Raw genomic sequence first — 25,142 nt, 5'->3', positions numbered from 1 at the left:
GTCAGGCTATGCCGTCAAAGTGCTGCCACGGGGGTCTCCGATCGGCGGGTGTCGGCCGGGCGCCGGGGACGGCGAAGCAGTTCGAGGTAGACGATCTCGTCCACGATTGCGACAGGCCTTGTCCCGGGAAGCGTCAGCCGTGCGCGCACACGAAGCAGCTGTTGCTTGCCGTGATCGTCGACGATGTCCAACGGCACAGCCTCATCGGTGTGCCGACGCACACCATATCGGCGAAGAGCCGCACCTAACGGAAGCTCGTCGTCATTCTGCAGCGCAAGCCGGGCCTTGTACGGCAACCGGTTCCACACGACTACTGACCTGACAGTGGCGACCTGCAACGGTTCTGTTGCATGGATCGCCGGACACAACATGCCGCTGCGTGCGAGGACGTCGCCCGATCTTGTCGTGCCAAGGTATAGGGCCTGACTCTCGAGGATGGACGGTCGACGTCGCTGCTGATCAGAGACGCTGAAGCGCAGCGGGCTCCCAAATTGCTCTGCAAGTGTTGTGCCCAAGTCGTCTGTGTTCCACACGCGTTTGATGAGCCGGTCGCGCTGGTCGATTTCTCCTGGACTCAGACCGCCGCCGTGCGTCGTTGCTGTCGCCGCCGCCATTCCTGATCCCCCTAAGCACGGCACGGCCAGTCTCTCAGCCGTGAACGGAGCTCGCGTCACTCTGACCTTGCTCTCAGGACAGGATGACTCCAGGACAGCCGGACTTCCAAGCCCTGGGCGAAAGTATGCGGATCCTGGACTGCGGAGGACTCACCACCACCCAGACCAGGGCCTTTCGGATTCTTACCCCCGAGCGATTGACGTCACCTCACTGTTGCCTCAACGTCTCCCTTGCGCCGGATGAGAAGACTGCGCCGGCCATGGCCAAGCGGGCCGGCGTGAGCGTGAACCTTGAGGAACGCAGGGACTTTGCGCGCTGCGATCCACTGAGGACGCCCACGGCTACAACGCGCCTAGGCCTTGCGAGTTGGCTCGCTGCGTCCGGTCGCGTTCGATCCGCACGACACGAGAGTAAAGACAGACGGCCTACCTGATCCATTGTGGACCTAGATCTGGGGGGATCATGTTCCAGCGCAGGCGTTTGACGCTTGTTGCACTCATCGCTGCCACGCTGTTGTCTTCAGCGTGCACAGCGCCTGGCGGCGTTCAACAGCAAGCTGCAGAACACGCCCAGCAGGGCGAGTACCAGGTCGAGGCGGGAGTATCGGAGCCGTACCGCGCCAAGGCCCTTGCTGACGGAAAGCACCGTGCCATCGACGCGTGCGGTCTGCACGACCCGGACGCGGCGAAGAAGGTCACGGGCGATCAAGGAGACGAACTCGTCCCTTCGAGCTCTGGGCTGCAGGAGTGCACGATGCGCATGCACCAGGGCGAGTTCAAGTCGACCTGGACGTTCTACCTCGAAGTCGGCGCGGCGTACGACGCTTCGGCGCGTAAGAACGACGCGCCCGAGAAGCTCGGCGGGATGGACGTGTTCGTCTCCGAGGACGAGCGTCGCTGCGAGATCTCCAAGCCGATCGACGACCAGTACGCGGTGCAGGTGCGTGCCAGTGCGTCGAGCGACACTCCCGCGAAGCCTGCGTGTCAGGTGTTGAGGCAGTACGTCACCGAGCTGGCGCCGGTGTGGCAGGACATGCCCAAGCATGGTTCCGGCCGTACGAAGCCGGAGCTCACGCTGGTCAAGCTCGATCCCTGTGCGGCTGCCGCGGCGACGCTGGACATGTTCGAGGAGGGCTACCTCGAGACGTCCGGGCCGATGGCGTGCACTGCGCGCTCGGGCAAGGTGACCGCGCCGCAGAAGCGGGACAAGGGCGTTGGCCGGCCTGAGGTGAGCGTGCTGTGGAGCATGAACACCGATCCGTCCAAGCTGGTCCGGGCCGGTGACGACGCCGCGCGTGAGATCACGGTCGAAGGCCGGAAGGCCGTGCTGTCCAAGGGTTCTTTCGGGTGCACCACGTACATCGTCTGGGATGACCAGATCAGGGTGGACCAGGACAACCGCGTCGACGACGATGATCTCACCCAGCAGATCCGGGTGCAGACCGCGACGTGCGACAACGCCGAAGAGGTCGCGAAGAAGATCCTGGCGAAGGTGGCCAAGCGATGAACCGCCGCCACACCCGCGCGCTCGCGATCTCTGCGCTGGCCGCTCTGCTCGGCGGCTGCACCAGCATCGTGTCCGGCACACCGGCGCCCCAGTCCGATCCGTCCGGCGAGAGCACGACGACGGGCGGCGGCGCGTGCGCGCGCAGCACAAGTCCCGACCGGTGCGTGGAGTGGAAGGACACCAAGCCCAAGAGCGGCGAGGAACTGCTTGCGCAGGCGAAGCAGGACCCGCTGGTCACAGCGCAGATGCTGTGCTCGGCGGTTCCGACCTCGGTGTGGGAGCGCTACCTCGGTAGCGGTCACTACCGCGTGATCGATGAGGGCCAGGCCTGCACGATCAGCTCCGATGACACCGCGAAGACCCCGGACGGCAAGTTCGCACCCGTCATCGAGGTCCAGGTCTACCTCTCGCCCACCGACACGATCGCCCGCGACCTGCAGATTCTGCGCTCGCGCAAGGACACCGCGGCGATGGTCACCGAGCTGACGCTGGCCGGCAAGCCCGTCATGCGGGTCGGCGCGGAAGAGGACGCCAACGGCACAGGCCGGGAGAAAGAGGAGCTGAACGTCGCGGTGCTGGGCGATGTCGCCAAGGCCGGTGCACTGCGGATTCGGCAGAGCATGCGGCCGCCACGCGGACAGCCCACCGAGGCGAAGGTCGATCGGTCCAAGTTGGACGTCATGCGCGATCCGGTCGTGACCGAGTTCCTCAAAGTCCTTTTTCCGTAAGCCTTTGTCCTACATCTCGGGGGAGATCATGAACATCAGGAACGCAGGGCGGGTGGCGATGATGATCGCCGCCATCAGCGCCGTGAGTCTGTCCACAGTGCCCGTGTCGCACGCCGCGGTCGCGACCCAGGACCGGAAGACGATCGAGCTGGGTGACCTCGATCCGCGGGTGGATGCCAAGTCGGTCAACGCCGCGTTCGACCCGTGCACGGTCGGCTGGGAGGCGATGCCGCCCGAGGTGCGCTCCGCCGAGAACACCAAACCCAAGTTGCGTGCCCCGGGCAAGGAGGATGCCTTCAGCACCGCGTGCCGCTACGACAACGGCGACAAGAGCGTCGTGACCACCGAACAGGGCGTCGCGCCGAAGCAGGGTCGCAACTTCATGGTGTTGATCGCCTGGGCGAAACCAGGATTGATGTCGACGACGCAGTCCGATCACAAGGACTCCCAGCCCACGCAGTTCGGCCCGAAAACAGGGCTGCTCAAGGCGAGTACGAACAAGGCGAGCCAGGAGGCCGCTTGCACGGCGCTGCTTCCACTGGCGAATGGCTCGGCGGGCGTCAGCATCACCAACGGGCGCTTCCCCCAGGTCGACACATGCATGATCGCCAAGATGATCGCCGCAGCGATCGCGGAGAAGACGCCGTGAGCGGACGATTCGGCGACGGCGTCGCCGTGATCTCCGGCGGTGGCACCCTCGCCGATCCGACCGGCGTGCGGGTGCAGGCGGTGCCGGAGACAGAGCTGGAGAAGACCCGGCCGATGAGGCCGCTCACGACGAGGACACTGGTGCTGCGGGCGATCTGGCTGCGTCTGGTGGGTTGGTGGCGCCGCGGTGCGACGGTGAACCTGCTGCTGGGTGGCATTCTGATCGCGCTCCTGGCCATTCTGCTGCGTCAGCCCGGCGTCGGTACCCCGGCGGCCGGGCCGACGGAACCCGTGACGCCGCCGACGACGACGTTCACACCGGCGCCTCCGGTCTCAGAGCGGATTCCAGTTACGGCACAAGAAGACCCGGCTGCGGTACCTCCCCAGAATCTCGGCGGCAGGGCGCTCGCCGCGCTGCCGGCCGCAGTGGTGGGGGCGGCGGTGCCCGAAGTGTTGCGCGATCCGGCGCCAGGCGCTGAGCCCGGCTCGGTCGTGCTGCATCCCACCGTCGAGGTCGCGATCTACGCGGAGCCAGGCGGCCCGGCCGTCGCGATGCTGCCACCGTGGCAGATGCTCTCACCGACGTGGGTACCAGTTGTCGACCGCCGACCTGGCTGGGCCCTGGTTCTGTTGCCAGCGCGGCCACACAGCAACGGTGCCGCGTCTGCGGGATGGATCCACCTGAACCCCACGGTGCAGCTTGCCAATGCCGGTGTGCGCATCGAGCTCAACGCCGCCACTGGCGTGGTGACCGTGCTCGCTGAGCTCGGCCGCACCAAGCCCGAGCGATCTGTTCTCGGCCACCCCGCATCAGGACATCCCACAACCGGACGGTCCGCTAGCCGCACCTTCGTCGCCATCGGCGCGAGCGTTGACGGGGTGCCGTGGTTCCTGCGGCCGCTGCTGCCCATCGCCGTCAACGCGAACCGCATGTGTACCGGGCCCCTGGGAGGAATCAGCGTGCCGGGCCTTCCCGCCACCTCAGCACTCGGCTCGCTCGATGGCACCGGCTGCGTACCCCTACCAGCGGCGCTGTGTCAGGCGCTGGCCACTGTGCCCGCTGGCGCAGCCGTGGTCACTCGATGATCAGCGCGGAGCCCCGCGGTAAGTCGCGGCGACGACGTGTGTCGCACGACGCGATGAAATGTCACCGCGGCACGACGCACCTGGCGACACATTGATCGACTTGCGCGTGCATGAGGATGGCTCGTATGTCTCCCAGGCGTACGGGCCTTCTTCAAATTGTCAGCCGTTGCGCCCGTCTTCGGGCCCAGGACGCCGACATGCAGGACGGCCAGGGAGCCGCTCCGTGGAGCCGTCATCGATAGGCGGTGTTGCACGCGAGCGCAGCAACACCAGTCCCGACACGAGGCCGGCATCCGGCGGCGAGAACCACACGTGTGTGCAGCTGCTCAACAGCAGTGCTCGCGCCGCGGTGTTGGTGACGAGAAATTCGACGACGGCGTGGTGCCACCCTGTCGCGACGGCTTGGTCGCTCATCGCACGGATCAGGCGCGCTCCCACACGTCGACGCTGCCACGTGTCCTCGATCAGGATCGCGAACTCAGGTGCGTCTTCGCGCAGGTGGACGGACCCGACACCCACCAGGTCGTCACCGCACCACGCGCCTATCCCGATCACTGCGGAGTGACTCACGACCGAGTCGGCGAACCAGTGCGGCGCCGGGGCCGCCGCGGCGAAGCGCTGCTGCAGCGTTCTCGGCGAGCACCGCCCGAGCATCCGCTGCACCCCCGGCCGATCTGTGACGGCGAGCCGCCGCACGACGACCGCTGCGGTGCTCGTCGCACTGGGCGCGGTCTCCTTCACGCCGCACCGGCCACGCCGGTGCAAGCGGCCGAGACTTCGGGCTGCTCCAGCCAGAGCGTCCCCGCTCTGGCAACGCGCTCGTCTACTTTGGTCGGTGGTCCGTCGTTCACGATCATGGCGCTCCCCCTATCCGCCGAACCTCAGGCAGGCTGCGACGCGCGCATGGCGCGGGCGGGGGAAAACACCATCGGCACGCCGAACGGCCACGAAGATCGTCCAGCCTTCCTGGACGCTGTGGTCGGGCCGGCGACGTTCTCGGCCGCCGCCGCGTCGGCTGTTGCACAAGCACGATGTCACGCGGCGGCCGGACAGTCACCGCTCACACGACGAATCCCGAATTCACAGGCCAACAACCACTAGCCGATGCCCGTTCTGGAACATGGATTGGGATTTCGCGGCTCGGGTCGACCGCGCCGCACCCACCTCGACTACAGTTGCTTTCGCAAACCCGTGTCGTGGGCGTGAGCTCCGCATCGATGAAGGGAACGACATGCTGTTGACGTTGCACGGAGCACAAGCGCTCTCGATCGAGGACCTGGCGCGCCAGGTCGACAGCGACGCCGCGGAGTGGCAGAACCGCATCGACTCGGGCCGCATGACGTCCGGCGATTGGGCGCAGCACGAAGTCTTCGTCGCGTGCCGCCAGCTGCTCGCGGGTCTTGGCGATCCGTTCCCCATTACAGACCAGCTCGTTGGCTCGCTTGGGGCCGTGGCACCGTAGTGGCCGAACGCGAACGCCGCCTTCGGTCGCTGCGCTCCGTTCACTCGATCTTTAACCGCACCAACGTGATCAGGCAGGCGTCATGAAGGCGACTCGGACTCGTCCGGTTTCGTGGGGTGTGGTGAGTGGTGCGCCGCGGGCCTCAGCGGGCAGACAAGCTGACTCGCGGCGACGAAGCCTTCGACGCGGTCTTGTTCTCCACTACGGAGTGCACGGCAGCATCGTGGGTCCGCCACTGCGCTAAGACCCGGATCAGCAGCGGCACTACCAGGGCGACGACGATCAGTCGCACGCATTGGGCCGTGGAGACAACCGTCATGTCGGTCCCCATCGACGCGGTGGCGGCGAGCACGGCCGTGATGCCGCCAGGCGTGGTCGCCAGATAGGCGTGGACGAAACCCACACCGGTCACGGAGCCGAAGACCCAGGCAATCCCACCGCAGGCCACGCACACCGCGGCGATCGCCATGACCAGATGAGGGAGTACGGAGATCGTCGCGCGAAGCCGTGAGCGGCTGAAGCGCAGCCCGACCTCCAGCCCCGCCATCACCAGGACGACGTCCTGAAGCACGCCGTCGGGTCCGAAGCCCGTCGCGGTGCCGGTGAAGGTGACCACCACGGTCAGAACCGCCGAGCCCAGCAGGGCGGGTGCTGGAAGGCGCAGCTTGGTCCCGAGTTGCGAACCGAGAACGCACACCGCGGTGAGCACGAGCAGCGGGGCGATGCCGCCCGGTTGCTCCACCACGTGAGCCACGTCCGGCCAGGCGAAGGTGTGCTGCGCGGGGGCAGAAGGCTGCGTGTGCGCGGTCACCGCGACGACCAGCAGAGGGGCCGTGACCGCCACCATCGCGACGCGCAGGTACTGCGCACAGGCGACCTGCCACGCGTCGGCGCCCAGTTCACTCGCACTCGCGATGATCGAAGCGGAGCCCCCAGGCGCCAACCCGAGCAGTGCGTCCACCCTTGTCACCGCCGACAGGCGGGCCAGCAGCAACGCCGTCAGCGTGCACACGACGATCGTGGCGATAGTGGCAGCCAGTGATGCGAGCACGATCTCGGTGGCGTCCTGCAATGCCTCGGGGCGCAGATAACTGCCCATCAGCACGCCGATCAACGCGTGAGACGCACGTGCTGTCCGTGCGGGTGCCGCCCTCTCCGCCTTGCTCAGCACCGCCACGGCCGCACCCGCCACCGTCGCGATCAGCAACTGGGGAGCCGGCATCCCGAGGACCTCGCCCACGCGGGAGAGGACGAGGCAGACGCCCGCTAACGCCAGCCCCGCCGCGACCGCTGGGATACGCCTGGATACTCGCCGCAGCCCCGATTCCGCGCCCGCACTGTTCACACTGTCACCGCCATCAGAAGATCACCGGGTGGTCCCGGTGCGGCATGACGCGTCCCGCACACAGCAAGCGAATCGCTTCGGCGAGCGCCAGCATTTCCGCGTCGCGACCTGCTTCGGCCAAGGCGCCGGGGCTGCTCGCGCCGGGTCCGACCGGCACCGCCTTCTGAACGAGGATCGGCCCCTCGTCGACGCCGGCGGTCACGAAATGCGCGGTCGCGCCGACCAGCCGCACGCCCCGGTCATGTGCTTGGTGGTAGGCCCGGCCTCCGACGAAGGCCGGGAGCAAACTGTGGTGCACGTTGAGGATTCGGCCTGCGAGCTCGTCGCACAGTGAACCCGACAGCACCTGCATGAAGCGCGCCAGGACGACCAGGTCCACCTGGTACTCGCGGACCAGGGCGAGCAGTTCTCGCTCTGCGGCCTGCTTGTCCTGTGCCCACCATCCGATGTGGACGAACTTCAGGGCATGTGCCCGTACCTTGGCTGCGTGACGGTCGTGGTTGGACAGCACCGCGGCGATCTCGCCGCCCAGTACTCCATCCTCGTGCCGTGACAACAGATGCGTCAGCACGTGGCCCTGCTGTGAACACAGCACCAGGATCCTCGGACGCCGGTCGTGCCGATGAACGGTCCATCGCACCGCGCGGTGCGCAGCCGAGAACACGGCGAGGTCGCGCTCCAAGGCGGCCAGGGCCTCAGAACCCGCGACGAACTCGCCACGTAGAAAACCAGAGCTCCCGCGGACCTGGGTCTCGATCTCCGCCTCGGGCCCAACCAGCGCGTCGGTGCCAACCACCGTGCGTACCAGCCCGGCCAGCGTGGCACTCGGCGCCACCACGGTCAGCACGTGTCGGCCGCTCACGCCGCGCCCCTCGCGGATCGCGACCACGGAAAGAGAGGCTTCGGCAACGCCATCGCCACCAGCGTCGCGGTGCTGACAACTCCCACCGTCAGCACCACCCCCACCCCCGCCATCGCCACGGACGCCCCGATGACGATCACGGCCCGCCGAACTCGCTTGTTACTCACGTTGTCCCCCTGGATCGCTGCTCAGTACCCACCCTCATGCCCCCGACACGCAGAGTCACGACATCAAGAGGAAGATTGCGAGAAGCGGCTTCACCTGCAACAACATGAAGACGCTCGACTGCACTGCGTGACTCCGCAGACGTGCCAGACGGCCGGTACCTGAACGAGGAGGCGCACGTGTGCGATCCGGACACCAGTGCTGTGGACCGGCGCCATCCCTCGACGGCGCCAGGGCCCCGCCACGTCGTGCTACGGAGCCGTGAGGTCGCTGACTGATTTGTCCGATGGCACAAGGCTTCGAGATGGCGACCAGCGGTCGTCTCCCGGAACGGGGACGCCGATGCCGACCGCGGCGAAGAAGGCAGTGGCCTCGGCCTGGAAGTTGTCGGCGGCCGCGATAGCAGTGACGCGCCGCGCCTTCAGGTCGTCGATGTCCACGCTCTTGTGCATCGCGTAGGTAGCCGCGACTGCCGCGTCGGCAGAGGCTCTAAGGGCCGGACAGAGCACCCGCAGACTCATCTGCGGTCCCGTGATCGCTCGGCGGGTGTCTTGGGTGCGAGTGCGGTGCGCGCTGTCGGCGCGCGCCTCGTGCTGTGACTCCTTCAGCTCCCACATCGCGAAACGGTGGGCGTCTATGGCCGTCATCAACTCGACGGCGATCTCGAACACGCGGTTCTCCTGGTTAAGTCTCCGGGCTTCGGCGAAGGAGCCATGCTGCAGTCTGGCCGCGAGCATGAGGCCGCCAAGCGCCACAACACCAGTGATCAGAGACTGCGCGAGAACCTCGAGCACAGTGAGCTACTCCTTCGGAACGTCATGCGGTGCGAACTGCCAGAAGTTGCTGCCGATGTGCATCGGTCGAATCTGTCGGCGGTGTTAGGCCGGAATCGCTCGCGCTTTCCCTGCCCGCTGCGCGCCGCCGCGCTCACGCATCACCACGCCGGATTCGCCCAGGATCCGGTGTACGAAGCCGTACGAGCGGCCGGTCGCGCCGACCAGTGCGCGGATGCTGGCGCCCTTCTCGTACTTCTTCTTCAGGTCGGCAGCCATCTGGGCGCGAACTTCCCCGGTGATCCGCTGTCCCTTGATCGCGGTGTGCGCTGGCATGCCGTTTCGCTCCCTGTTCGGTTCAGACGGTCGGTTGGTTGAAATCGAGGAATGTCGTCGGTCGATGACTGCGGCCTCGCCGTGTCTCGGCGAACGGCCACCCCGGACGGTGGCGGTGATGGAGGGCCGATGCTGGTACGCGGCACCGCGCATTGAGCAGGAGGGCGCGGTGCCGCGCGCCGGGTCCGGTGCGCAGATGGTGGCGACGCACCGGACCCGAAGCACTCTGACTGCGGGACAGATCATGCGGGCACGCGGCGGATTTGATCCGCGCGCGAGTCGCTTTTAGCTGACGGATACCCGCCGCGGTAGCGCGATCTTCTTGGTGGTGTTGAACTGGATGGTCGGGTGCCCGGGATCCCCACCTTGTTCGGGGGTCACGGGCTGGTCGAAGGCGAGCGTGCCGTTCATGACCGCGTCGATCCACGGCTTGTAGGTGGCCAGTCCTGTGAGGACATCAGGACTCTCGCCGCACAACTCGGCCTCGCCGCGGCTCACCAGGCCCACAACTTCCGACCGGGCGTTGTAGCCCCCGGCGCCGGAGTCTGCGTAGCAGGCGCCTTTCTTGCCTCCAGGGTTGTTGCTGCAGAAGTCGCCAACGGAGATGTCGGCACCGGCGCACTTGTGCGCCGGGATGATCCAGGTCCGCAACTGGTTGGCGACGGTCGGCGTGGCGGCCGAATCGTTCGACGTCCGGCCCCAGCCGAACAGGTCGATGGCCGTGCCCGTTCGCGGCTGCGCTGACGCGATCCTCGCCCCCTGCATCTTGACCGGGGACTGGAGACGGAACATCGCGAAGTCGGCGGCCATCGTCGGGTCGACCGGCGCAGGGCCCGCGCCAGTGAACCAGGTGAACCACGGGTTGAGGACGGCCCGGTCGATCTGCGACGCGGGGACCTTCGTGCGGTCCACGTCGCCGGCCCTGACGTGGAACTGCCTGTCCTTCACCGGCACCCAGATGGGCGCCCCGAAGAAGCGGGCAGCGGCCTGTGCTACTTCCGCGGGCTTTTCGGCGAGGCAGTGGCCGGCGGTCAGCCCCCACTGCGAGAAGCCCTTCTTCCTGGGGTTCTCCAGGAGGACCACGGTGCACGTCTGATGGTCGGTGCGCAGCGGGATGACCGAGTTGTACTCCAGCGCCGCGGCACCGGGCTTGAGTTTGGCCGCGGGCCGCCCGCCGACGATCTGCGCGCCGATCTCCCCTGAGGGAGCAGCGTCGGGCTGGGCACCCGCAGCCGGGACGCTGGTGGCCATGAGCAAGGCCGCAGCGAGCAAAATGAGCCCGCGTTGAATTCTGTTTCTCAAAACTGGACTTCCCTTTTTCGTTGTGTTGCAACAATATCCGGACTTCCGTGAAGCTGTCCGGACATTCAGAGGAGCACCGCTGCAGCCGCTGAGCGGCCGGGTGCTCTCGCCCAGTGCGGCTGTGCCGCGCCGGTGCATCGGGGCCTGGGGCTCGCTGTCCGTTGTGGACGGTGACGGGGTGGTGGTGCGATGCAATTGGCCTGGGGGAAGCCGCACCACCACCACCCGCCTCGGTTCCGGCCCGAACACCGCTGTCGCCGGAACCGAGCTCTCATGGCCGTCCCGCGGCGTCAAGTCGAGCGGTCGACGGATTCGGCCAGCGCCACATCGGGTACATGACGTGAGCTGGGCCCGCGCACCCGGCACCCAGTTCCAGTACCCGGTCGAGCTGCTCGAAGCCATGCTGCTCGTAGAGGGCCCGGGAGCCTTCGTCGGCGGCCACGAGATAAGCCCCGAGGCCGCGGCAGTCGAGCTCGTCGAGGTGGTACCGCAACAACTCGGCGTCCAGCCCGAGGCCCTCGTGCGCCGCTGCCAGGAACCTCAGGCAGTCGTACGGGCCGCGATCGAGGGGGCGGTGCTTCTCGAACAGCGCGTCCAGTTCAGCGGCTCGCGCGGCGAACGGCCCGAAGTACTCGGTGAGGCGTCGCGCGTAGTTCTGTGGGGCCGGCGCGGGCTGGGATTCGGGCTGGTCGCAGTGCAGCCACACGGCGGCGGCCTGGGGTACCGGTGATTTCCGCTCACCAGCGACCGGGATACGGCTGGTGGCGAGGTCGATCTCCCCGCGCTGCAGGGCGTGCCCGCCCCACATCAGGACGTAGTTGCGCATGACGGTGTTGCGCTGGCCCGCGTCGGGGATCAGCCAGTGCGTGGCGGCCAGGTCCTGGAGCCTGAGTGTGATCAGGTTGGCGACGAGCGGAAGCCGGTCGGTGTCGGTCGGCCCGAGACAGTCGATGATGTGGTCCACGGTGGTCACCGGCTCCAGAACGTGTGCAGCAGGGCTGTCGGTGGACATGACGAGCTGTCTCCTCCGGAGGTAAGTCGAGGCAGGGTGGTTCATCGGTGCAGGAACGGTCAGGGGGATGCGGGAGCGCGGCCTGTCCGACCAGTTGGCGTGTTTCGGCCAGCAGCACGGCGAGCGCGCCGACAGGGCGTCAGGTGGCGGATCGCCGTGGCGGTCGAAGCGGTTTGACGTGGCCGTGAGTGCACTCGAAGTAGCCGCAGTGGATTCGGTACAGCACGCACCATGGCGAGCCAGGATGGTTCTGCGAGAACTTGACGGGCGGGCGGGGCTGCGCGCGTAGGTGCGGGGCCTTGATCGTGGCGGTGGTCGTGGCGGTGGTCATCGGCCGCCGCCAGGGGGCGCCTCCGCTGCGGCTGTGCCGGCGTGCCTGCGTTCCCCGGTGCGGTGACGCCACCACCGGTTGTCCAGCAGTGAGCCGACGACGACGAACGCTATGAGCACCAGCAGCGCGTTGATTTTCAGGTCCGACACCAGGTTGTAGGCGATGTGGCCCATGACGATGCCGGGCAGGCTCCGAGTGTGGCGCCAGCACAGCACGGTCAGGTAGACCGGGATGACCAGTACGAGCGCCCGCAGCCCGTAGTGCAGGTGATAGGAGAGATGGACCGCGATCACCAGCACAGCGGCGAGACCGGACGCGGCCCACGTCCGGCCGTTGCGGCGGCGGACGTGCTCGAGGATGACGACGACCAGGACGGTCGCGATGACCTCCTCGCAGAAGCCTGAGCTGATCGACCTCAGTGTCTCCACCCAGCCCGGCCATACCGCTTGGACACCGGTCCACGGCTGCAGCGACGGCCATGACAGCTCCACGGTCCGAACCACTATGAACCCGATGATCGCGGCCGGGCACACGAGCCGGAGGTAGTAGCCGAAGGCGGCCACGTGGTCCCGTGGTGTCGTGCGTTCGTCCAGGCCCATCATCGACCGCCCGCCGATGCTGTGCAGGCAGACGAGCACGAGGACGGCGAGCAGCATGAGGAGCACCACGCGCTTGGCTTCGCCGATTGGGGTCACGTCAAAGCGCAGCAGCGTCGTTGGTAGCGGCAGATGCAGGCCGGTGCCGGCGTTGACGAGAGAGAAGGACCGTTTCCACACTTCGCTGAAGAACAGTGTGGCGGGGATACCCGCCAGGATGACCCAGACGCAGCGCTGCCGGGTCCAGGTGATCGGTGCCGGCTGGGACGGGATGGCCGTGCCGGGGTAGAGCAGACCGGTGACGCGGCGCGTCCAAGGCGGCTTCGCGGTGTCTGCCGCCGCGCGGAAGTCGGTGCTCACGTAGATGTCTCGTCTCGCATGGTGGGTTCGCTGGGCGGTGTGTGGGACCGGGCGGCGGCGCGAAGTGGCATGAGGAGGTATCGCGCCGCCACCCGGCTGCCGCGGCCGCGGTGCTCCAGGCACATGTGCGCTGATGCGTCGTCGGTGCGCGGCGACCGCCTCGACTGCCGGGTGTCGGGCGGTCCGATCGTGTGGCTAGGTCGTGCTTTCCTGCTGACGGCGGCAGTCCGGCGCCAGGACGTGGCTCTCGCAGCGGCTAGGCCGTGTTCTTCTTGGGTGGACAGCGCATCCGGCTGCGGCGGGGGCGCGGGTAAGGGGCTGGGTCCTGCTTGTGGTCAGGCCGGTGAGGCGGTCGTCTCGGGCCGCCGGAACCGTGCTGGGTGCGTGACGTGATCGGTCTTGCGTGGTCGGTGGCGGGTGGTGGTGCGGCGAGCGTGCGGGTGCTGCACCACCTGGGCCGCCACGCACGCCCCGCGGTTCGGATACGCGTGGCTGTGCGGTGGTGTCCCCCAGACTCGGATCCGATTCCCGTCGGGCCGAGGGCTGCAACGAGGTAGGTCGTGCCGACCTCGAAGCCTCCGGCCAGCGCGATGGTCGCTGAGGAACGGCTGCTGGTTCTCACGCCTTCGCTCCAGCCGGGGGCTGCGGCGTGGCACGCACGTCCGGCGTGAGGAGGGTTCCGAACAAACCCACCAGCTTAGTGACTTCGAAGCCGACAACGCCCAGTTCGGCGTCAGGGCTGGCGAGCACGCCGATGCTGCTGCCATCGGCGACTGAGCTGACCAACAGGAAGCCGCGTTCCATCTCCACGATGACCTGTCGGATGCAGCCTGCGTCGAAGCACTTCGCCGCGCCCTGAGTAAGGCTGACCAGTCCGGAGATCACCGCAGCCAGTTGATCCGCACGATCTTTGGGCAGTCGCCGTGATCGAGCCATGAGCAGGCCGTCCGCGCTGAGGACGGCGGCGTGCGCCACGTTGATTGTCCGGTCGACGAACTCGTCGAGTGACCAGCTCAAGTCAGTAGGTGCTGTGCTCATCGGTCGGTCACCTTCGTGGTAGCGATGTGGGTCCTCGGCGTGCCGTCCTCCTCACGGCCTCGCTGCACGCCTTGCTGGAACCTCGCGAGGCGCTCCCGTATCCGCGCCGGATCGGTCGCCGATGCGGATACGGGGGTCGGCGCGAGTGGTGAGCCGGGCACGAGGCGGGCTCGGGGGGTGCGTTTGGGCAGATGACCGGATGACCGCGGAGCGGGCGTGGCAGCGGCCAGGATGGCGTTCGCCATCTCCCATCCGGGATCTCCCGGCGAGTCCCAGACGGTCGCCTCGCGGATTCTTTTGCGCGAAGCGGACAGCTCAGCCAGCGCAGTTTGCCCGCTGCGAGGCTGCGCGCCGTCGGACTCGGCTTCGCGTGCCCTCGCGCCATTTCCGTCCGCTGCTTCCAGGACCGCGTCCTGAGCGGGCGTGAACCATTCGGGCAGCTGCGTGATCGGCTCGAGTACTTGGGTGGAGTCGTGGTCTGCTACACGGTCGTCGTCCTGCGGGGCCGGGGCATCAGCGACGTGTCTTGCCAAAGTGTGCCGAGCCGGTGGCGACGACATGGGCAGCACGGCGGTGTGCGCCTCAGCCGTGTCCGGGGCATGCTCGCTTTGCGCACGGGGCTGGAAGAGGTCTACATGGTGCGTATCCGCGAGGAGTTCTGGTTGTGGAGCAGTGCTTGCTTGCGGAGCGGGTGCCGCGGGCGGCTGGGCCAGGTCGAGCAAGTCGGCCGGCACTGCGACTCTGGCGGTGATGCCCCCGCAGAGGTCGTCATTGGCCCGCAGAGTGACGATGATGCGGTGTCGCTCTGCAAGGCGGCCGATGACGTGCAGGCCCATGCGTTCGGCCGCTCTGACGTCCAAATCAGGGGGCGCGGCCAGCTGGCGGTTGTACTGCCTGATCTGGTTGTCGTCCATGCCGACGCCGTCGTCGCTGACTTCGATGACGAGGTCACGTGCGCGGCCTAGGGCACCGCGCAAGGAGACTCTTGTCGTCGGTTCCGACATGACGGTGGCGTTGTCGAGCAGTTCTGCCAACAGGTGCACGAGATCCTTGACGACGTGTCCGAGGACCGCCACCTCTGCTTGCACCTCGGTATCCACGCGGGTGTACCGCTCGACTTCGGAGACCGCGGCTCCGAACACCTCATGCAGCGCCACCGGGCGAGTCAGCAGCGGTATGCCCAGCCCTGCACCGGAGAGCACCAGGAGGTTCTCCGAGTTGCGGCGCATGCGGGTGCCTACATGGTCCAGCTCGAACAGCTGCGCGAGCCGGTCGGGATCCTGTTCGTCGCTTTCCAGCACGTCGATCAGCTTCATCAAACGTTCGATCAGGGTTTGCGAACGCCGGGCGAGGTTGACGAGCCCAGCGTTAACGCCGTCGCGCAGGACGGCGTGCTGGGCGGCGAGGCGCACGGCCGCGGTGAGGACCGTGTCGAACGCGCGGGCCACCTGACCGATCTCCTCACTGGAGTCGATCGGTACCGCCTCGATCGCGGTGTCGACCACGGCAAGGGGATCCTTGTGGGCGAGGATGCGGTCGATCGCGACGGGTAGGTCACGCCTGGCCACGCGCAGGGCGGTACCGCGCAGGACCCGCAGCGGCCGCAGAATGGTGCGAGCCACCAGTGCGGCCACCGCGAACGCGATCAGTAGCACTACGACGAGCCCTCCGCTGACCGCAACAGTCGCCGTGCGAGCGGCGGTAGCCAGGGCATCGGTCGTGGTCACGGCACCGGTAGTGACCTCATCGCGCACCGCGGTGATGCGGTTGGCCGTGGCCTCGCCGGTGCGTGCAGCGGCAGCTGCGTCCACGGTGATCGGCCGGTTCGCGCCGGACTGGACAAGGGCCAGCTGAACCAGCCGGCTGCGTTCGTCCACTTCCGCACCGCTGACCGTGTCCTGGTACCGCTGCCGAAGCGCCGGTCCCGCGGCCGTGTTGAACTCACCGATCGCCGCGTCGAATCGGGACTGTGCCGCCCGGAGCAGGATTGCTTGTTGCGGCGGGAGATCACGGGTGTGAGCGGCGGCGAGCAGGATCACGTTCTGCACGGTCAGGTGTTCCTGCGCGGCGCCAAGGGACTGGAGCGCGGCCACATCGGAGCCGACCGGCAGTGTGCTGACGCTGTCGGCGGTGCTGCGGCCCAACCGCACGAGCCCATCCAGGATCTGGCCGTAGCGCGCGAGTGCGGAGACATCCGGGTACCGCGTCTGCTGCACCGTTCGACGCAGACCGTCCAACCCGTCCAGCTCGGTCAACGCCTTGTCCGCGGTAGCCGCCATGACCACTGTCAGCTTCTCGGGCTTCCGAACGGCCGCACGCAAGGCCTCGTGCGCCGTGTCGACCCGCTGCGCGGCCTCGACCAGCGAGGTGGTGTCCCTGCGGCCACTGTGGATATAGCTCATGACGGCGCTGCGCTCGGTCTGCAGAGCGTCGGTCACTTCCCAGCCACGCGTGCACACATCAAGAGCGTGCTGTGCGCTGACGAGCTCGCCGTAAGTGTTCTCCTGCGCCACGATCTGTTTGCCGGCCAGCCCGAACACGGCAAGAGCCAGCGGCACCATCACCACAACGAGCTTGGTGCGCACGCTCCAGTGCGACATCGTCGACAGCCGCCAGGAAGACACCATGGTCAGCGGACCTCGCTGTGGGCCGGTCCGGCCTGAGCGTGCGCGAGTCGGCCGCGCGGTGCCTGCGGCAGGCCGCCTGACTTCACCTGGTGCCCCGCACCGGACGGAACCTCTTCGTACGCCGAGAATGTTTCTTTCATGCCGCAGTGTGATCCCTACTGGCTCGACACCATACGAGCGGGATATTGCTGCCCGTAATCTCTGCCGTTGATGGCACGAAGGATCTTGGAGTGATGCGGGCAAGAAATAAAGACCGCAGGAGGGGACATTTTATTGGGGCATTTATAGATGCCCCCGCGTCAGAAGGATCGTGATGGTTGGCACTGCGCCGGCCAAGACGACCAGCATGCGCGGACGGCCGCGCGTATGCGGGTCGAGGATGTGTGAACTGCGCAGATATGGAGTCCCGGCGTATCGCCGGCGTCGAAGCGTCATCGCCGCCTTGGGCTTACCCGAATGCGGTTGACCGCAGCTATCAGGCAGCTGGCAATGGTTGAGGCAGCCCTATTCGGGCGCGACGCTTTGCCCGACGACGGCGTCGATGATGTCACCGCTGGCGCATACACGCGACCGGGTGGACGGTGGCTCGCGCGGCGCCCAGATCGGAGCCTGGATGCAACTCTGCATTCGGCGAGGCCGGTCGTCTCGTTCTGCGGCGATGAGGTTCTGCCTGTGACCTGGTCTTAAGACCGGTCAGGGGACAGCGGTCCAGCCTGACCATGGCCGGGGACCGAGATCGCCGCGAAGGCAGGCGAGCCGGTGCGTGGCCTGCTGCTGCTGGCGAGGATCGTCAGCAGCGATCTGGGCGGCGAACAGGGCCAGGCGGAGCTCACGGATATCGCGTAGCACCGGATAGCCCTGCCAGTCGGTCACGTCGAGCCCGTACTTGCGGCAAAAATCCTGATACTCCCGCTCAGGCACGATGCCCACGGTCGCGTGGCTGATGGCGGTGTGCAGCAGATCCCACTCGGGTGGTCCGACGGCGATCTGCTCGAGGTCCAGCACGAGCAGCGAGCCGTCGTGGGTTCGTGCGATGTTTCCCGGCCAGGCGTCGCCGTGCACCACACACTGGGGCAGACCGGCGGGCAGAGCCGTGTACTGGGCTTGCAACTGGGCCAGATGGCTGCGGAGGAAGTCCTGTTCGCCGCCGGCTGTGCTGCTGGCGCTGTCGATGAGGCGCGCGAGCCCTTCGAACGGGTCCAGTTTCGGCAGGTCGAAGCCGGGAGCGGGCAGCGTGTGCAGCTCGCGCAGAACCGTGGCGAGCTCGACCCGGCTGGCGTAGTTGTGCGGCGGCAACTCGTGCCAGAAGGTCACCGCGTGCCCGCGGACCACGATCGGCTGGTCGATGTCCTCGATCGGCCGTACCACAGGCAACCCGACGCCGGTCAGCCAGCGGGCGACTTCGATCTCCTTGCGGGCCACTGCGAGCCGGTCAACACGGGCGATGCGAGCGATCACGGCCTTGCGCAGCCGGTAAATCGCGTTGTGGCCCAGCCGGATGAGATGCGCGTTGTCGCCGCTGGCCCCCGCATGGGCGGCCGCGGCCAACACGACAGGGCGCAAGGCGTCCGCGTTCACTAGGTCAAGACTAGTGCGCCAATCCTCAGACGCGCTGACCCCTTCGCGGCGGTGGCAGCAGCGCCCGGATCCGTCCGTGCAGTTCGGCCACGTCTGGGTTGCCGGTGCGCTGTGCCGCGAGCTTGCCCAGATCCAGCACGGTGCCGTCGATCCGCGCCGACCGGATGGATGCCGCCTCCTCGACGGCCGAGATGCCCACAGCAGCGCCTTCCTGGAGTTCGCCGGTGGCCAGCAGCATGCGCGCCAGCCGCAGCTGGCAGAAGGTGCGCGACCTGGTGTAGTCCCGCCCGTGAAGGCCGATGGCGGTGGTCAGCCGCCGTTGTGCGGCCTCGGCGCCACGGCCACCGTGCCGGACCAAATCCGACAGCGCGTGTCCGGTTTCCCCGTGATGCTCGGCCATGTCGTAATAGGCGGCGTAGCCGACGTCGTCGGTGGCATCGGCGAAAGCGTCATCGGCCTTGGCTACCGCCTCGAGCGCTTCGCGGACCTGGCCGAACGTGGCCAATGCCCGCGCATGCACGGCGAATACCATCGCCCGCTCAGTCGGCGTGATCAGATCCAGGCGCACCATGGCGTACTCGATGTTGGTGCGTCCGTTCTCGGCGTCACCTTGCCAGAACGCCTGGCGTGCCATCGAGGTGTAGATGCTGGCTCGCAGGCTCCAGTCGTCGACTTCCTCCGCGCAGTCCTTGCCGAACGTGAACAGGCTGGTGGCGTCGCCGTACTCCTTGGCGTCGAATCGCATGAACGCCGCCGCCTGTGCAAGCCGTCCCACCGCCGAATACAAGTCCTTGCGGTGCTTGTCCGGGCAGGGAACCCCGAGCAAACGCGCGGCGAAGTGGACACGGTCGAGCGCCGCCTGGCGCAGCACGCCGCCGCCGTGGCTGGCATCCCAGAGCCGGAACAGGTCTGCGGCCTCACGTATGTCGTTGATGTCGTCCGGGCCGACCACCGTGGGCAATACCACTGCCGGCAGGGATTGTGCCGTGACCGGCACATGCCGCGTACCACTGGCGCGGGCTGGGCCGTGGCAGCCGGAGCTCGCGACGACCGAAACGCGTGCGGCGTCGTGTGCTCTGCGCTGGCTGGGTGGAAGGAACCCGAGCTCCGCGTCATGTTCGACGCCCAGAACGGCGCGCAGTGCCTCACGGCGCACCGCGTGTGGCCATCGCACAGCCTGACGCTCCAACCGGGCCAGATCCTTCGGCCCGAGCACGTAATCGTGGCCATTTTCCGGGTAGTGCTCTCGGATGTACCGGTTGACAAGCGCGGTGAGCTCGGCTGTGCCCATCGTCTGGCCAGGTTTGTGCTCGGAGGGCAGCCGCATGCGTGCGGCGCGAAGGGGCAACTCGGGCATCGTCCGACTCTTTCGTACGCGCGTGTTCGAGCAGTTACATAACGTAGCGCGTTCGGGGGCGCACGGTAGGGGGCAGATAAAAATGCCCCCTAAAGAATGCCCCTCTGCTCGGGCTGTCGCAGCTGCCTTTGAATTCGCCATGATCACGGCCTGTCATTCATGTTGTTTCGAGGGGGTTGGTTCGCTGTGCTCGGTTCACTGCGCTTCCGTGGCCGTCACTGCAGGAAGGCTGGGGCGTTAGCCGCAGTGGCCATGCTGCTGGGCATCAGCTCCTGTGGCCTGCTGAATGGGACGTCCGCCCCGGACTCGCATTCAGCACCGCAGGGCGATCTGGAAAAAGGCCGGATCACGATCGGCATTCTGGCCACTGTGGACAACGCGCCGGTGCGCCTGGCCGAGAAGCGGGGGTTCTTCCAGCAGGAGGGCCTCGGCGTCGAGGTGAAGGTGTACGGGTCGGGCCCTGAGGCGTTGACCGCGGTCAGCGGCGGCTCGCTGGACATCTGCCTGATCAACTACGTCAGCTTCTTCCAGGCGGCGGCGAGTCGGGCAGTGAACGGCCGCATCGTGTTCGACGCCTACCAGGGCACCCAGGACTCGCTGGTGCTCGTGGCCAAGCCCGAGGCGAACATCCGCGAGCCCAAGGATCTGGCAGGCAAGAAGATCTCCGTGCACGCCAGTGGCAACATCAATGAGCTGCTGTTGCGAGAACTGCTACGGAACAACGGTCTGGAGCCCGGCGCGGCGGCATACGTGCCGGTGAAGTTCCCGGAGATCCAGGCCGCGCTCGCCAGCAACCAGATCCAGGCCGGCGTGCTCGTGGAGCCCTACATCTCGCGCGCCGCGCAGGAACTCGGTGCCAAACCGGTTCTGCCGCTGATCATCGGGCCGACGGCCGACATGCCGCTGAGCGGCTACGTCGCACAGACACAGTTCACCCAGGACAACCCGAAGACGGTAGCGGCGTTCCAGCGCGCGATGAAGAAGGCGAACCAGCTCGCCGAGACAGATCGCAACGCGCTCACCGAGGTACTGCCGGACCTGACGAAGGTGCCTGCGGAATCGGTGCCGTCGCTGTCACTGGGCCGGTTCCCGACCTCGCTCGACGCCACCCGCCTGCAGCGCGTCATCGACCTCATGCGCGTGCACGGGACGATGCCGGACAAGGACTTGCGTGCCGATCAGCTCATCGTGCCGAACGCAGGCTAGGACCCGATGACCACTGCCCCTGCACTGCGGGCCTTGACCGGGCTGGCCGGCACGCTGGCCGCATGGGAGGCCCTGAGCAGATCAGGACTGGTCGATCGCGCCTTCGTCCCCCCGCCCAGCGCGGTGACGTTCGCACTGGCCGATCTGGTGACAGACCGGGAGTTCGGGCGTCACGTCGTGTCCACCGGCCTGTCCTGGATGATCGCGACCACGAGCGCGACAGTGCTCGGCGTGACGCTCGGCCTGCTGCTGGGATACCTGCCTGTGCTGCGGCGGGTACTGCAGCCGCTGGTGGAGTTCCTGCGGCCGCTGCCCAGCGTCACGCTGATCCCGCTGGCGATCGTGGTGCTGGGCAGCGACGCCCAGACCAAGATCAGCCTGGCGGCCTTCGCGGCGACCTGGCCGATCCTGATCACCACTCTGCACGCACTCGACGAGATCGAACCCCGCCTGGTCGACATCACCCGGATCTTCCACATCCCGCGCAGGCGGCGGTTGCTGTGGCACGTGCTGCCCAGCATCGCGCCGTTCGTGCTGACCGGGGTCCGCCTGTCCACCGCGATCACGCTGATCGTGCTGGTAGGCACCGAGTTCCTGGTCGGCGGCACAGTCGGTATCGGCCAGGCCGCCTACCTGTGGGGCTCCTCGGCCGGGCGCATGGACCTCGTGCTCGCCGTGACCCTCCTGGCCGCCACCGCTAACTGCGCGGTCGACCTCGCGCTGAGCGCCGCACAGCAGCGATGGATGCCCTGGGCTTCGCGAGGTGCCACCGCATGAGGCTTCCCTCCGCCGCGTGGTGGCTCGCCGCGATGCGCCCGGTGGCCATGGCTGCGGGCTGGATCGCGGTGTGGCAGCTCGTCACCACCGCGGCCGGGCACCCTTACTTCCCCAGCCCGCTGCACATCGCCGACGCGGCTGCGCAGCTGTGGCTGGGCGGCCCGCCATCGCGGCTGTGGCTGGGCGACACGGTCACCGACGACATCGTGCCGAGCCTGGCCCGGATGCTCGGCGGCTGGGCCGGCGCGGGACTGCTCGGCGTGGCGTTCGGGTTGTGGCTCGGCCGCTGCCCCGCCGCGCTGGCCTACGCCCAGGTTCCGATCAACCTCGCCCGCGCGGTGCCGCAGCCCCTGCTCGTGCCGGTCTTCCTGGTCACCCTCGGCCTGACCCCGACCATGGAGGTGGTCACGATCATCACCGGAGTGATCTGGCCAGTGCTGCTCAACACCATCGACGGTGCCCGCGGCATCAGCCCCGAGCTCACCGACACCATGCGCGCGTTCCGGCTGAGCCGCGCGCGGTGGGTCTTCTGGATCGTCATCCCCGCCGCCGCGCCACGGATCTTCGCCGGCCTGCGGATCAGCTTGGCCATCGCGCTGATCCTCATGGTCATCTCCGAGCTCGTGGGCAGCACCAGCGGTATCGGCTACCAACTCAACCTCGCCCGCAGCACCTTCGCGATGCCGCAGATGTGGGCCTGGATCTGCCTGATCGGCGCACTGGGCTACACCCTGCACCTGCTGTTGCAGCGCGCCCAGCTCCGCCTGCTCACCTGGCAGCACCACGACACCGAGCGGCGGGGATCGGCACGATGACCACCTCCGCGCTGACCGTGACCGATGTCGGCCACACCTACGGCACAGACTCGGTGCTCGACAGCATCTCCTTCACCGTGGCGGAAGGGGAGATGCTGTGCGTGGTCGGCCCGTCCGGCTGTGGCAAGACCACCCTGCTGCGCATCCTCGCCGGCCTGTTGCCACCGACCCGCGGCGGCGTCACGGTCGCCGATCACCCGGTCACCGAACTCGGCCGCGGTGTCGCCGTCGTGCTGCAGGACTACCACCGCTCACTGCCGCCCTGGCTGCGCGTCGCGGACACCGTCGCCCTGCCCCTGCGCGACACCCCACTGAGCAAAATCGAACGCGCGCAACGTGTCCACGACGCGCTCACCGCGGTCAGCCTGTCCGATGTGGACGCCAGGTGGCCCGCGCAGCTCTCCGGCGGCATGCAGCAGCGGGTGGCGCTGGCCCGCGCGCTCGCGACCAGGCCCAAAATCCTGCTGCTGGACGAGCCGTTCGCCTCCGTCGACGCCCAAACCCGCTTCGAACTCGAGGATCTGCTACTGCGAGTCCGCGCCGAACACGCCGTCACCACCGTGCTGGTCACCCACGACCTCGATGAGGCCGTGTATCTCGGCGACCGCGTACTCATCCTCTCGGGCGGCTCCGCCACCACCGTCCACGGCGCGCTCACTGTGGACCTGCCCTCACCACGCCACCAGATCCGTACCCGCGAGTCCGCCGCCTTCGTCTCCCTGCGCACCGAACTCGCCACCGCGCTACGACCCGCCAGCGCATCGGCCACGCCCCAAGAACCGAGGAGAACACCCGTGCCGACCGTCCGCGACGCCGTCCGCGACTTCCTGCGCGCCCAGGACATGACCACCGTGTTCGGCAATCCCGGCTCGACCGAACTCGGATTCCTCCATCGGTGGCCTGTGGACTTCCAGTACGTGCTCGCCCCCGAGGAAGGTGCCGCCGTGGCGATGGCGGACGGCTACGCGCAGATCACCAGCAACGCGGTGCTGGTCAACCTGCACTCCGCCGCCGGCATCGGCAACGCCACAGGCAGCGTCATCACCGCCCACCACAACCGGACCCCGGTCGTCGTGCTCGCGGGCCAGCAGGTCCGAGCGATGCTGCCGCACGATCCGTTCCTGGCCAACCTCGACCCCACAGGTCTCGGCGGCACCTACTTCAAGGGGGCCTACCAGCCCGCCCGCGCGCAGGACGTACCCGAGGCCCTCGCGCGCGCCGTACGGCTCGCGACTCAGCCGCCCTGCGGGCCGGTGCTGCTGTCCGTGCCAGCAGATGACTGGAATGAGGCCGCCCCACCGGTGGGCGACCGGCCCCGGCCAACGCCCTGCGGCCCGGACCCGGCGGCGGTGCGGGAACTCGTCGACGCGCTCGGGCGCGGCTCGCGCACGGTGTTCGTCGTCGGCGCGGCCGTGGACCAGGACGGCGCCGTCCCGGCACTGGTCACGCTCGTCGACCGGCTGGGCGCGGACGTGTGGGCAGCACCGCTGTCGCACCGCTGCAGCTTCCCCGAGGACCACCCACGCTTCGCCGGGCACCTCCCCGCGTCCGCGCAGCCGCTGACCGCAGTTCTGACCGACTACGACGTGATCGTCGTACTCGGCGCGCCCGCGTTCACCTACCACGTGCACACGCCGGCACAACACGAACTGCCACCGCTCTTCGTGCTCAGCGACGACCCTCAGATCCTGGCCCGCACACCCGCCTGCGCCACCGGCATCCACACCAGCCTCAGCCACGGGATCGCCGCCCTGATCGCGGCGACCGCGTCCTGGGCACCAGTGCCACCACCGCCCCCGCGGGAACCCACGACGCGGCCAGCGGACAGCAAGATACTCACGGCCGCGCAGGTGCTCGCCACGCTCGCCCCGCTCCTGCCCCGCGACGCGGTAGTGGTCGAGGAAATCCCCAGCCACCGCCCCGACTTGCACAGGCATCTCCCGATCACGCACACCGACGCCGGATTCCTGACCACCGGCGGAGGCGTGCTCGGTTATGCGGTTCCCGCCGCAGTGGGCGCCGCGCTGGCCGCGCCCACTCGCCGCGTCGTGGCACTGGTCGGCGACGGGTCGCTGATGTACCGGCCACAAGCACTGTGGACCGCAGCCCAGCAGCAGACGCCGATCACGGTGATCGTGCTGGACAACGGCGGTTATGGCGCCCTGCGCGCCATGGCGGCAGACGCAGGCGCACACGGTGTGCCCGGTCTCGACATCGACGGTCTCGACTTCGTCGGGCTTGCACGGAGCTTGGGTTGCCACGCCTTCAGCGTCACAGCCTTCGGTCAGCTGCGCGATGCGTTGACCAACGCGCTCGCCGCCGACGTCCCCACCGTGGTTCACGTCGCCGTGCAGTAAGACCGGCAACCGATCTCCGCCCAGCACGCGCGTGAATCCAGCCGCTCGTCCGCGTGTCCGGTCCTGTGCCGACGGCCGAGCTCGGCAACTCGGACGAGGTCCCGCCACAGCACCAGACCGAGGACGAGGCCAAGTTCCACTCCTGGGGGCTCGGACATGCACCCAGTCCGCAGAGAGCTGATATCCGACTAGATGGCCACGACGCTGAGGGCAATGGGAATCAGACTGCCGACGGCGCCATCAAGCGTCAAACGGACGGC

Annotated in this window: 24 protein-coding genes; 9 read left to right on the top strand and 15 right to left on the bottom strand. The window is 67.8% G+C overall.

Going from position 1 to position 25,142, the window contains the following annotated elements:
* Positions 1 to 14: 14 nt before the first annotated feature.
* Entirely contained in the window at positions 15 to 614 is a 600-nt protein-coding gene (locus ACIQF0_RS02170; protein WP_401023571.1) for a hypothetical protein, read from the bottom strand.
* A 754-nt stretch (positions 615 to 1,368) separates the two neighbouring features.
* Between ACIQF0_RS02170 and ACIQF0_RS02165 the strand changes: the two genes are divergently transcribed.
* The 4 genes from ACIQF0_RS02165 to ACIQF0_RS02150 all read left to right on the top strand — a co-directional run bounded on the left by ACIQF0_RS02165 (position 1,369) and on the right by ACIQF0_RS02150 (position 4,583).
* Positions 1,369 to 2,121 carry a hypothetical protein gene (locus tag ACIQF0_RS02165; protein WP_401023569.1) on the top strand — a complete coding sequence of 251 codons (753 nt, stop codon included), beginning with the start codon at positions 1,369 to 1,371 and terminating at the stop codon, positions 2,119 to 2,121.
* Positions 2,118 to 2,849, top strand: a complete 732-nt coding sequence (locus ACIQF0_RS02160; RefSeq protein WP_401023567.1) for a hypothetical protein — start codon at positions 2,118 to 2,120, stop codon at positions 2,847 to 2,849. The genes ACIQF0_RS02165 and ACIQF0_RS02160 overlap by 4 nt, the downstream gene beginning before the upstream one ends.
* Positions 2,850 to 2,910: 61 nt before the next feature.
* Positions 2,911 to 3,498 (top strand): hypothetical protein, encoded by a 588-nt coding sequence (locus tag ACIQF0_RS02155; RefSeq protein ID WP_401023565.1) that lies wholly within the window; start codon positions 2,911 to 2,913, stop codon positions 3,496 to 3,498.
* The gene (locus ACIQF0_RS02150; RefSeq protein WP_401023563.1) at positions 3,495 to 4,583 is read left to right on the top strand and encodes a hypothetical protein; all 1,089 of its coding nucleotides are present in this window, start codon (positions 3,495 to 3,497) and stop codon (positions 4,581 to 4,583) included. Before ACIQF0_RS02155 ends, ACIQF0_RS02150 begins: the two co-directional genes overlap by 4 nt.
* 159 nt (positions 4,584 to 4,742) lie before the next feature.
* Here ACIQF0_RS02150 and ACIQF0_RS02145 read toward each other — a convergent pair whose 3' ends face one another.
* Entirely contained in the window at positions 4,743 to 5,324 is a 582-nt protein-coding gene (locus ACIQF0_RS02145; protein ID WP_401023562.1) for a GNAT family N-acetyltransferase, read from the bottom strand.
* Positions 5,325 to 5,814: 490 nt separating this feature from the next.
* Here ACIQF0_RS02145 and ACIQF0_RS02140 point away from each other — a divergent pair, with 490 nt between their 5' ends.
* Positions 5,815 to 6,045 (top strand): hypothetical protein, encoded by a 231-nt coding sequence (locus ACIQF0_RS02140; RefSeq protein WP_401023560.1) that lies wholly within the window; start codon positions 5,815 to 5,817, stop codon positions 6,043 to 6,045.
* Between the two features lie 142 nt (positions 6,046 to 6,187).
* On the opposite strand, the gene ACIQF0_RS02135 is transcribed toward ACIQF0_RS02140, so the two are convergent.
* From ACIQF0_RS02135 to ACIQF0_RS02075, 13 genes are all read right to left on the bottom strand, one after another.
* The gene (locus ACIQF0_RS02135) at positions 6,188 to 7,390 is read right to left on the bottom strand and encodes an AbrB family transcriptional regulator (RefSeq protein ID WP_401023558.1); all 1,203 of its coding nucleotides are present in this window, start codon (positions 7,388 to 7,390) and stop codon (positions 6,188 to 6,190) included.
* Positions 7,391 to 7,403: 13 nt separating this feature from the next.
* Positions 7,404 to 8,279 carry a formyltetrahydrofolate deformylase gene (locus ACIQF0_RS02130; RefSeq protein WP_401023557.1) on the bottom strand — a complete coding sequence of 292 codons (876 nt, stop codon included), beginning with the start codon at positions 8,277 to 8,279 and terminating at the stop codon, positions 7,404 to 7,406.
* Positions 8,249 to 8,419 carry a hypothetical protein gene (locus ACIQF0_RS02125; RefSeq protein WP_401023555.1) on the bottom strand — a complete coding sequence of 57 codons (171 nt, stop codon included), beginning with the start codon at positions 8,417 to 8,419 and terminating at the stop codon, positions 8,249 to 8,251. Before ACIQF0_RS02125 ends, ACIQF0_RS02130 begins: the two co-directional genes overlap by 31 nt.
* A gap of 249 nt (positions 8,420 to 8,668) precedes the next feature.
* The gene (locus ACIQF0_RS02120) at positions 8,669 to 9,211 is read right to left on the bottom strand and encodes a hypothetical protein (protein WP_401023554.1); all 543 of its coding nucleotides are present in this window, start codon (positions 9,209 to 9,211) and stop codon (positions 8,669 to 8,671) included.
* Positions 9,212 to 9,295: 84 nt separating this feature from the next.
* Positions 9,296 to 9,526 (bottom strand): helix-turn-helix domain-containing protein, encoded by a 231-nt coding sequence (locus ACIQF0_RS02115; RefSeq protein ID WP_401023552.1) that lies wholly within the window; start codon positions 9,524 to 9,526, stop codon positions 9,296 to 9,298.
* A 285-nt stretch (positions 9,527 to 9,811) separates the two neighbouring features.
* Positions 9,812 to 10,777: a S1 family peptidase gene (locus tag ACIQF0_RS02110; protein ID WP_401023550.1), complete on the bottom strand. Its 966-nt coding sequence runs from the start codon at positions 10,775 to 10,777 to the stop codon at positions 9,812 to 9,814.
* A gap of 322 nt (positions 10,778 to 11,099) precedes the next feature.
* The gene (locus ACIQF0_RS02105) at positions 11,100 to 11,840 is read right to left on the bottom strand and encodes a hypothetical protein (RefSeq protein ID WP_401023549.1); all 741 of its coding nucleotides are present in this window, start codon (positions 11,838 to 11,840) and stop codon (positions 11,100 to 11,102) included.
* A 327-nt stretch (positions 11,841 to 12,167) separates the two neighbouring features.
* Positions 12,168 to 13,127 carry a hypothetical protein gene (locus ACIQF0_RS02100; protein WP_401023547.1) on the bottom strand — a complete coding sequence of 320 codons (960 nt, stop codon included), beginning with the start codon at positions 13,125 to 13,127 and terminating at the stop codon, positions 12,168 to 12,170.
* Between the two features lie 618 nt (positions 13,128 to 13,745).
* Complete coding sequence (locus ACIQF0_RS02095; RefSeq protein ID WP_401023546.1) at positions 13,746 to 14,165, bottom strand: roadblock/LC7 domain-containing protein; 420 nt, start codon at positions 14,163 to 14,165, stop codon at positions 13,746 to 13,748.
* Entirely contained in the window at positions 14,162 to 16,792 is a 2,631-nt protein-coding gene (locus tag ACIQF0_RS02090; RefSeq protein WP_401023544.1) for a nitrate- and nitrite sensing domain-containing protein, read from the bottom strand. Before ACIQF0_RS02090 ends, ACIQF0_RS02095 begins: the two co-directional genes overlap by 4 nt.
* Before the next feature lie 2 nt (positions 16,793 to 16,794).
* Entirely contained in the window at positions 16,795 to 16,932 is a 138-nt protein-coding gene (locus ACIQF0_RS02085) for a hypothetical protein (RefSeq protein WP_401023542.1), read from the bottom strand.
* A gap of 553 nt (positions 16,933 to 17,485) precedes the next feature.
* Positions 17,486 to 18,370, bottom strand: a complete 885-nt coding sequence (locus tag ACIQF0_RS02080; protein WP_401023540.1) for a phosphotransferase enzyme family protein — start codon at positions 18,368 to 18,370, stop codon at positions 17,486 to 17,488.
* 25 nt (positions 18,371 to 18,395) lie between these two features.
* Positions 18,396 to 19,727: an XRE family transcriptional regulator gene (locus tag ACIQF0_RS02075; RefSeq protein ID WP_401023539.1), complete on the bottom strand. Its 1,332-nt coding sequence runs from the start codon at positions 19,725 to 19,727 to the stop codon at positions 18,396 to 18,398.
* A gap of 252 nt (positions 19,728 to 19,979) precedes the next feature.
* Between ACIQF0_RS02075 and ACIQF0_RS02070 the strand changes: the two genes are divergently transcribed.
* From ACIQF0_RS02070 to mdlC, 4 genes are read left to right on the top strand one after another with little or no spacing between them, the layout of a single operon-like run.
* Positions 19,980 to 20,933 carry an ABC transporter substrate-binding protein gene (locus ACIQF0_RS02070; protein ID WP_401027652.1) on the top strand — a complete coding sequence of 318 codons (954 nt, stop codon included), beginning with the start codon at positions 19,980 to 19,982 and terminating at the stop codon, positions 20,931 to 20,933.
* Positions 20,934 to 20,939: 6 nt separating this feature from the next.
* Positions 20,940 to 21,710, top strand: coding sequence for an ABC transporter permease (locus ACIQF0_RS02065; RefSeq protein WP_401023537.1), 771 nt, complete (start codon positions 20,940 to 20,942; stop codon positions 21,708 to 21,710).
* Positions 21,707 to 22,525 carry an ABC transporter permease gene (locus tag ACIQF0_RS02060; RefSeq protein ID WP_401023535.1) on the top strand — a complete coding sequence of 273 codons (819 nt, stop codon included), beginning with the start codon at positions 21,707 to 21,709 and terminating at the stop codon, positions 22,523 to 22,525. Before ACIQF0_RS02065 ends, ACIQF0_RS02060 begins: the two co-directional genes overlap by 4 nt.
* Positions 22,522 to 24,882 carry a benzoylformate decarboxylase gene (mdlC, locus tag ACIQF0_RS02055; protein WP_401023534.1) on the top strand — a complete coding sequence of 787 codons (2,361 nt, stop codon included), beginning with the start codon at positions 22,522 to 22,524 and terminating at the stop codon, positions 24,880 to 24,882. The genes ACIQF0_RS02060 and mdlC overlap by 4 nt, the downstream gene beginning before the upstream one ends.
* Positions 24,883 to 25,142 lie beyond the last annotated feature (260 nt).

The sequence above is a fragment of the Lentzea sp. NPDC092896 genome (genome assembly GCF_044754905.1).
In the GTDB taxonomy this organism is placed as follows: Bacteria; Actinomycetota; Actinomycetes; order Mycobacteriales; family Pseudonocardiaceae; genus Lentzea.
Note: the sequence above shows the minus strand (reverse complement) of the source record. Positions and strands in the feature narration are given on the sequence as shown.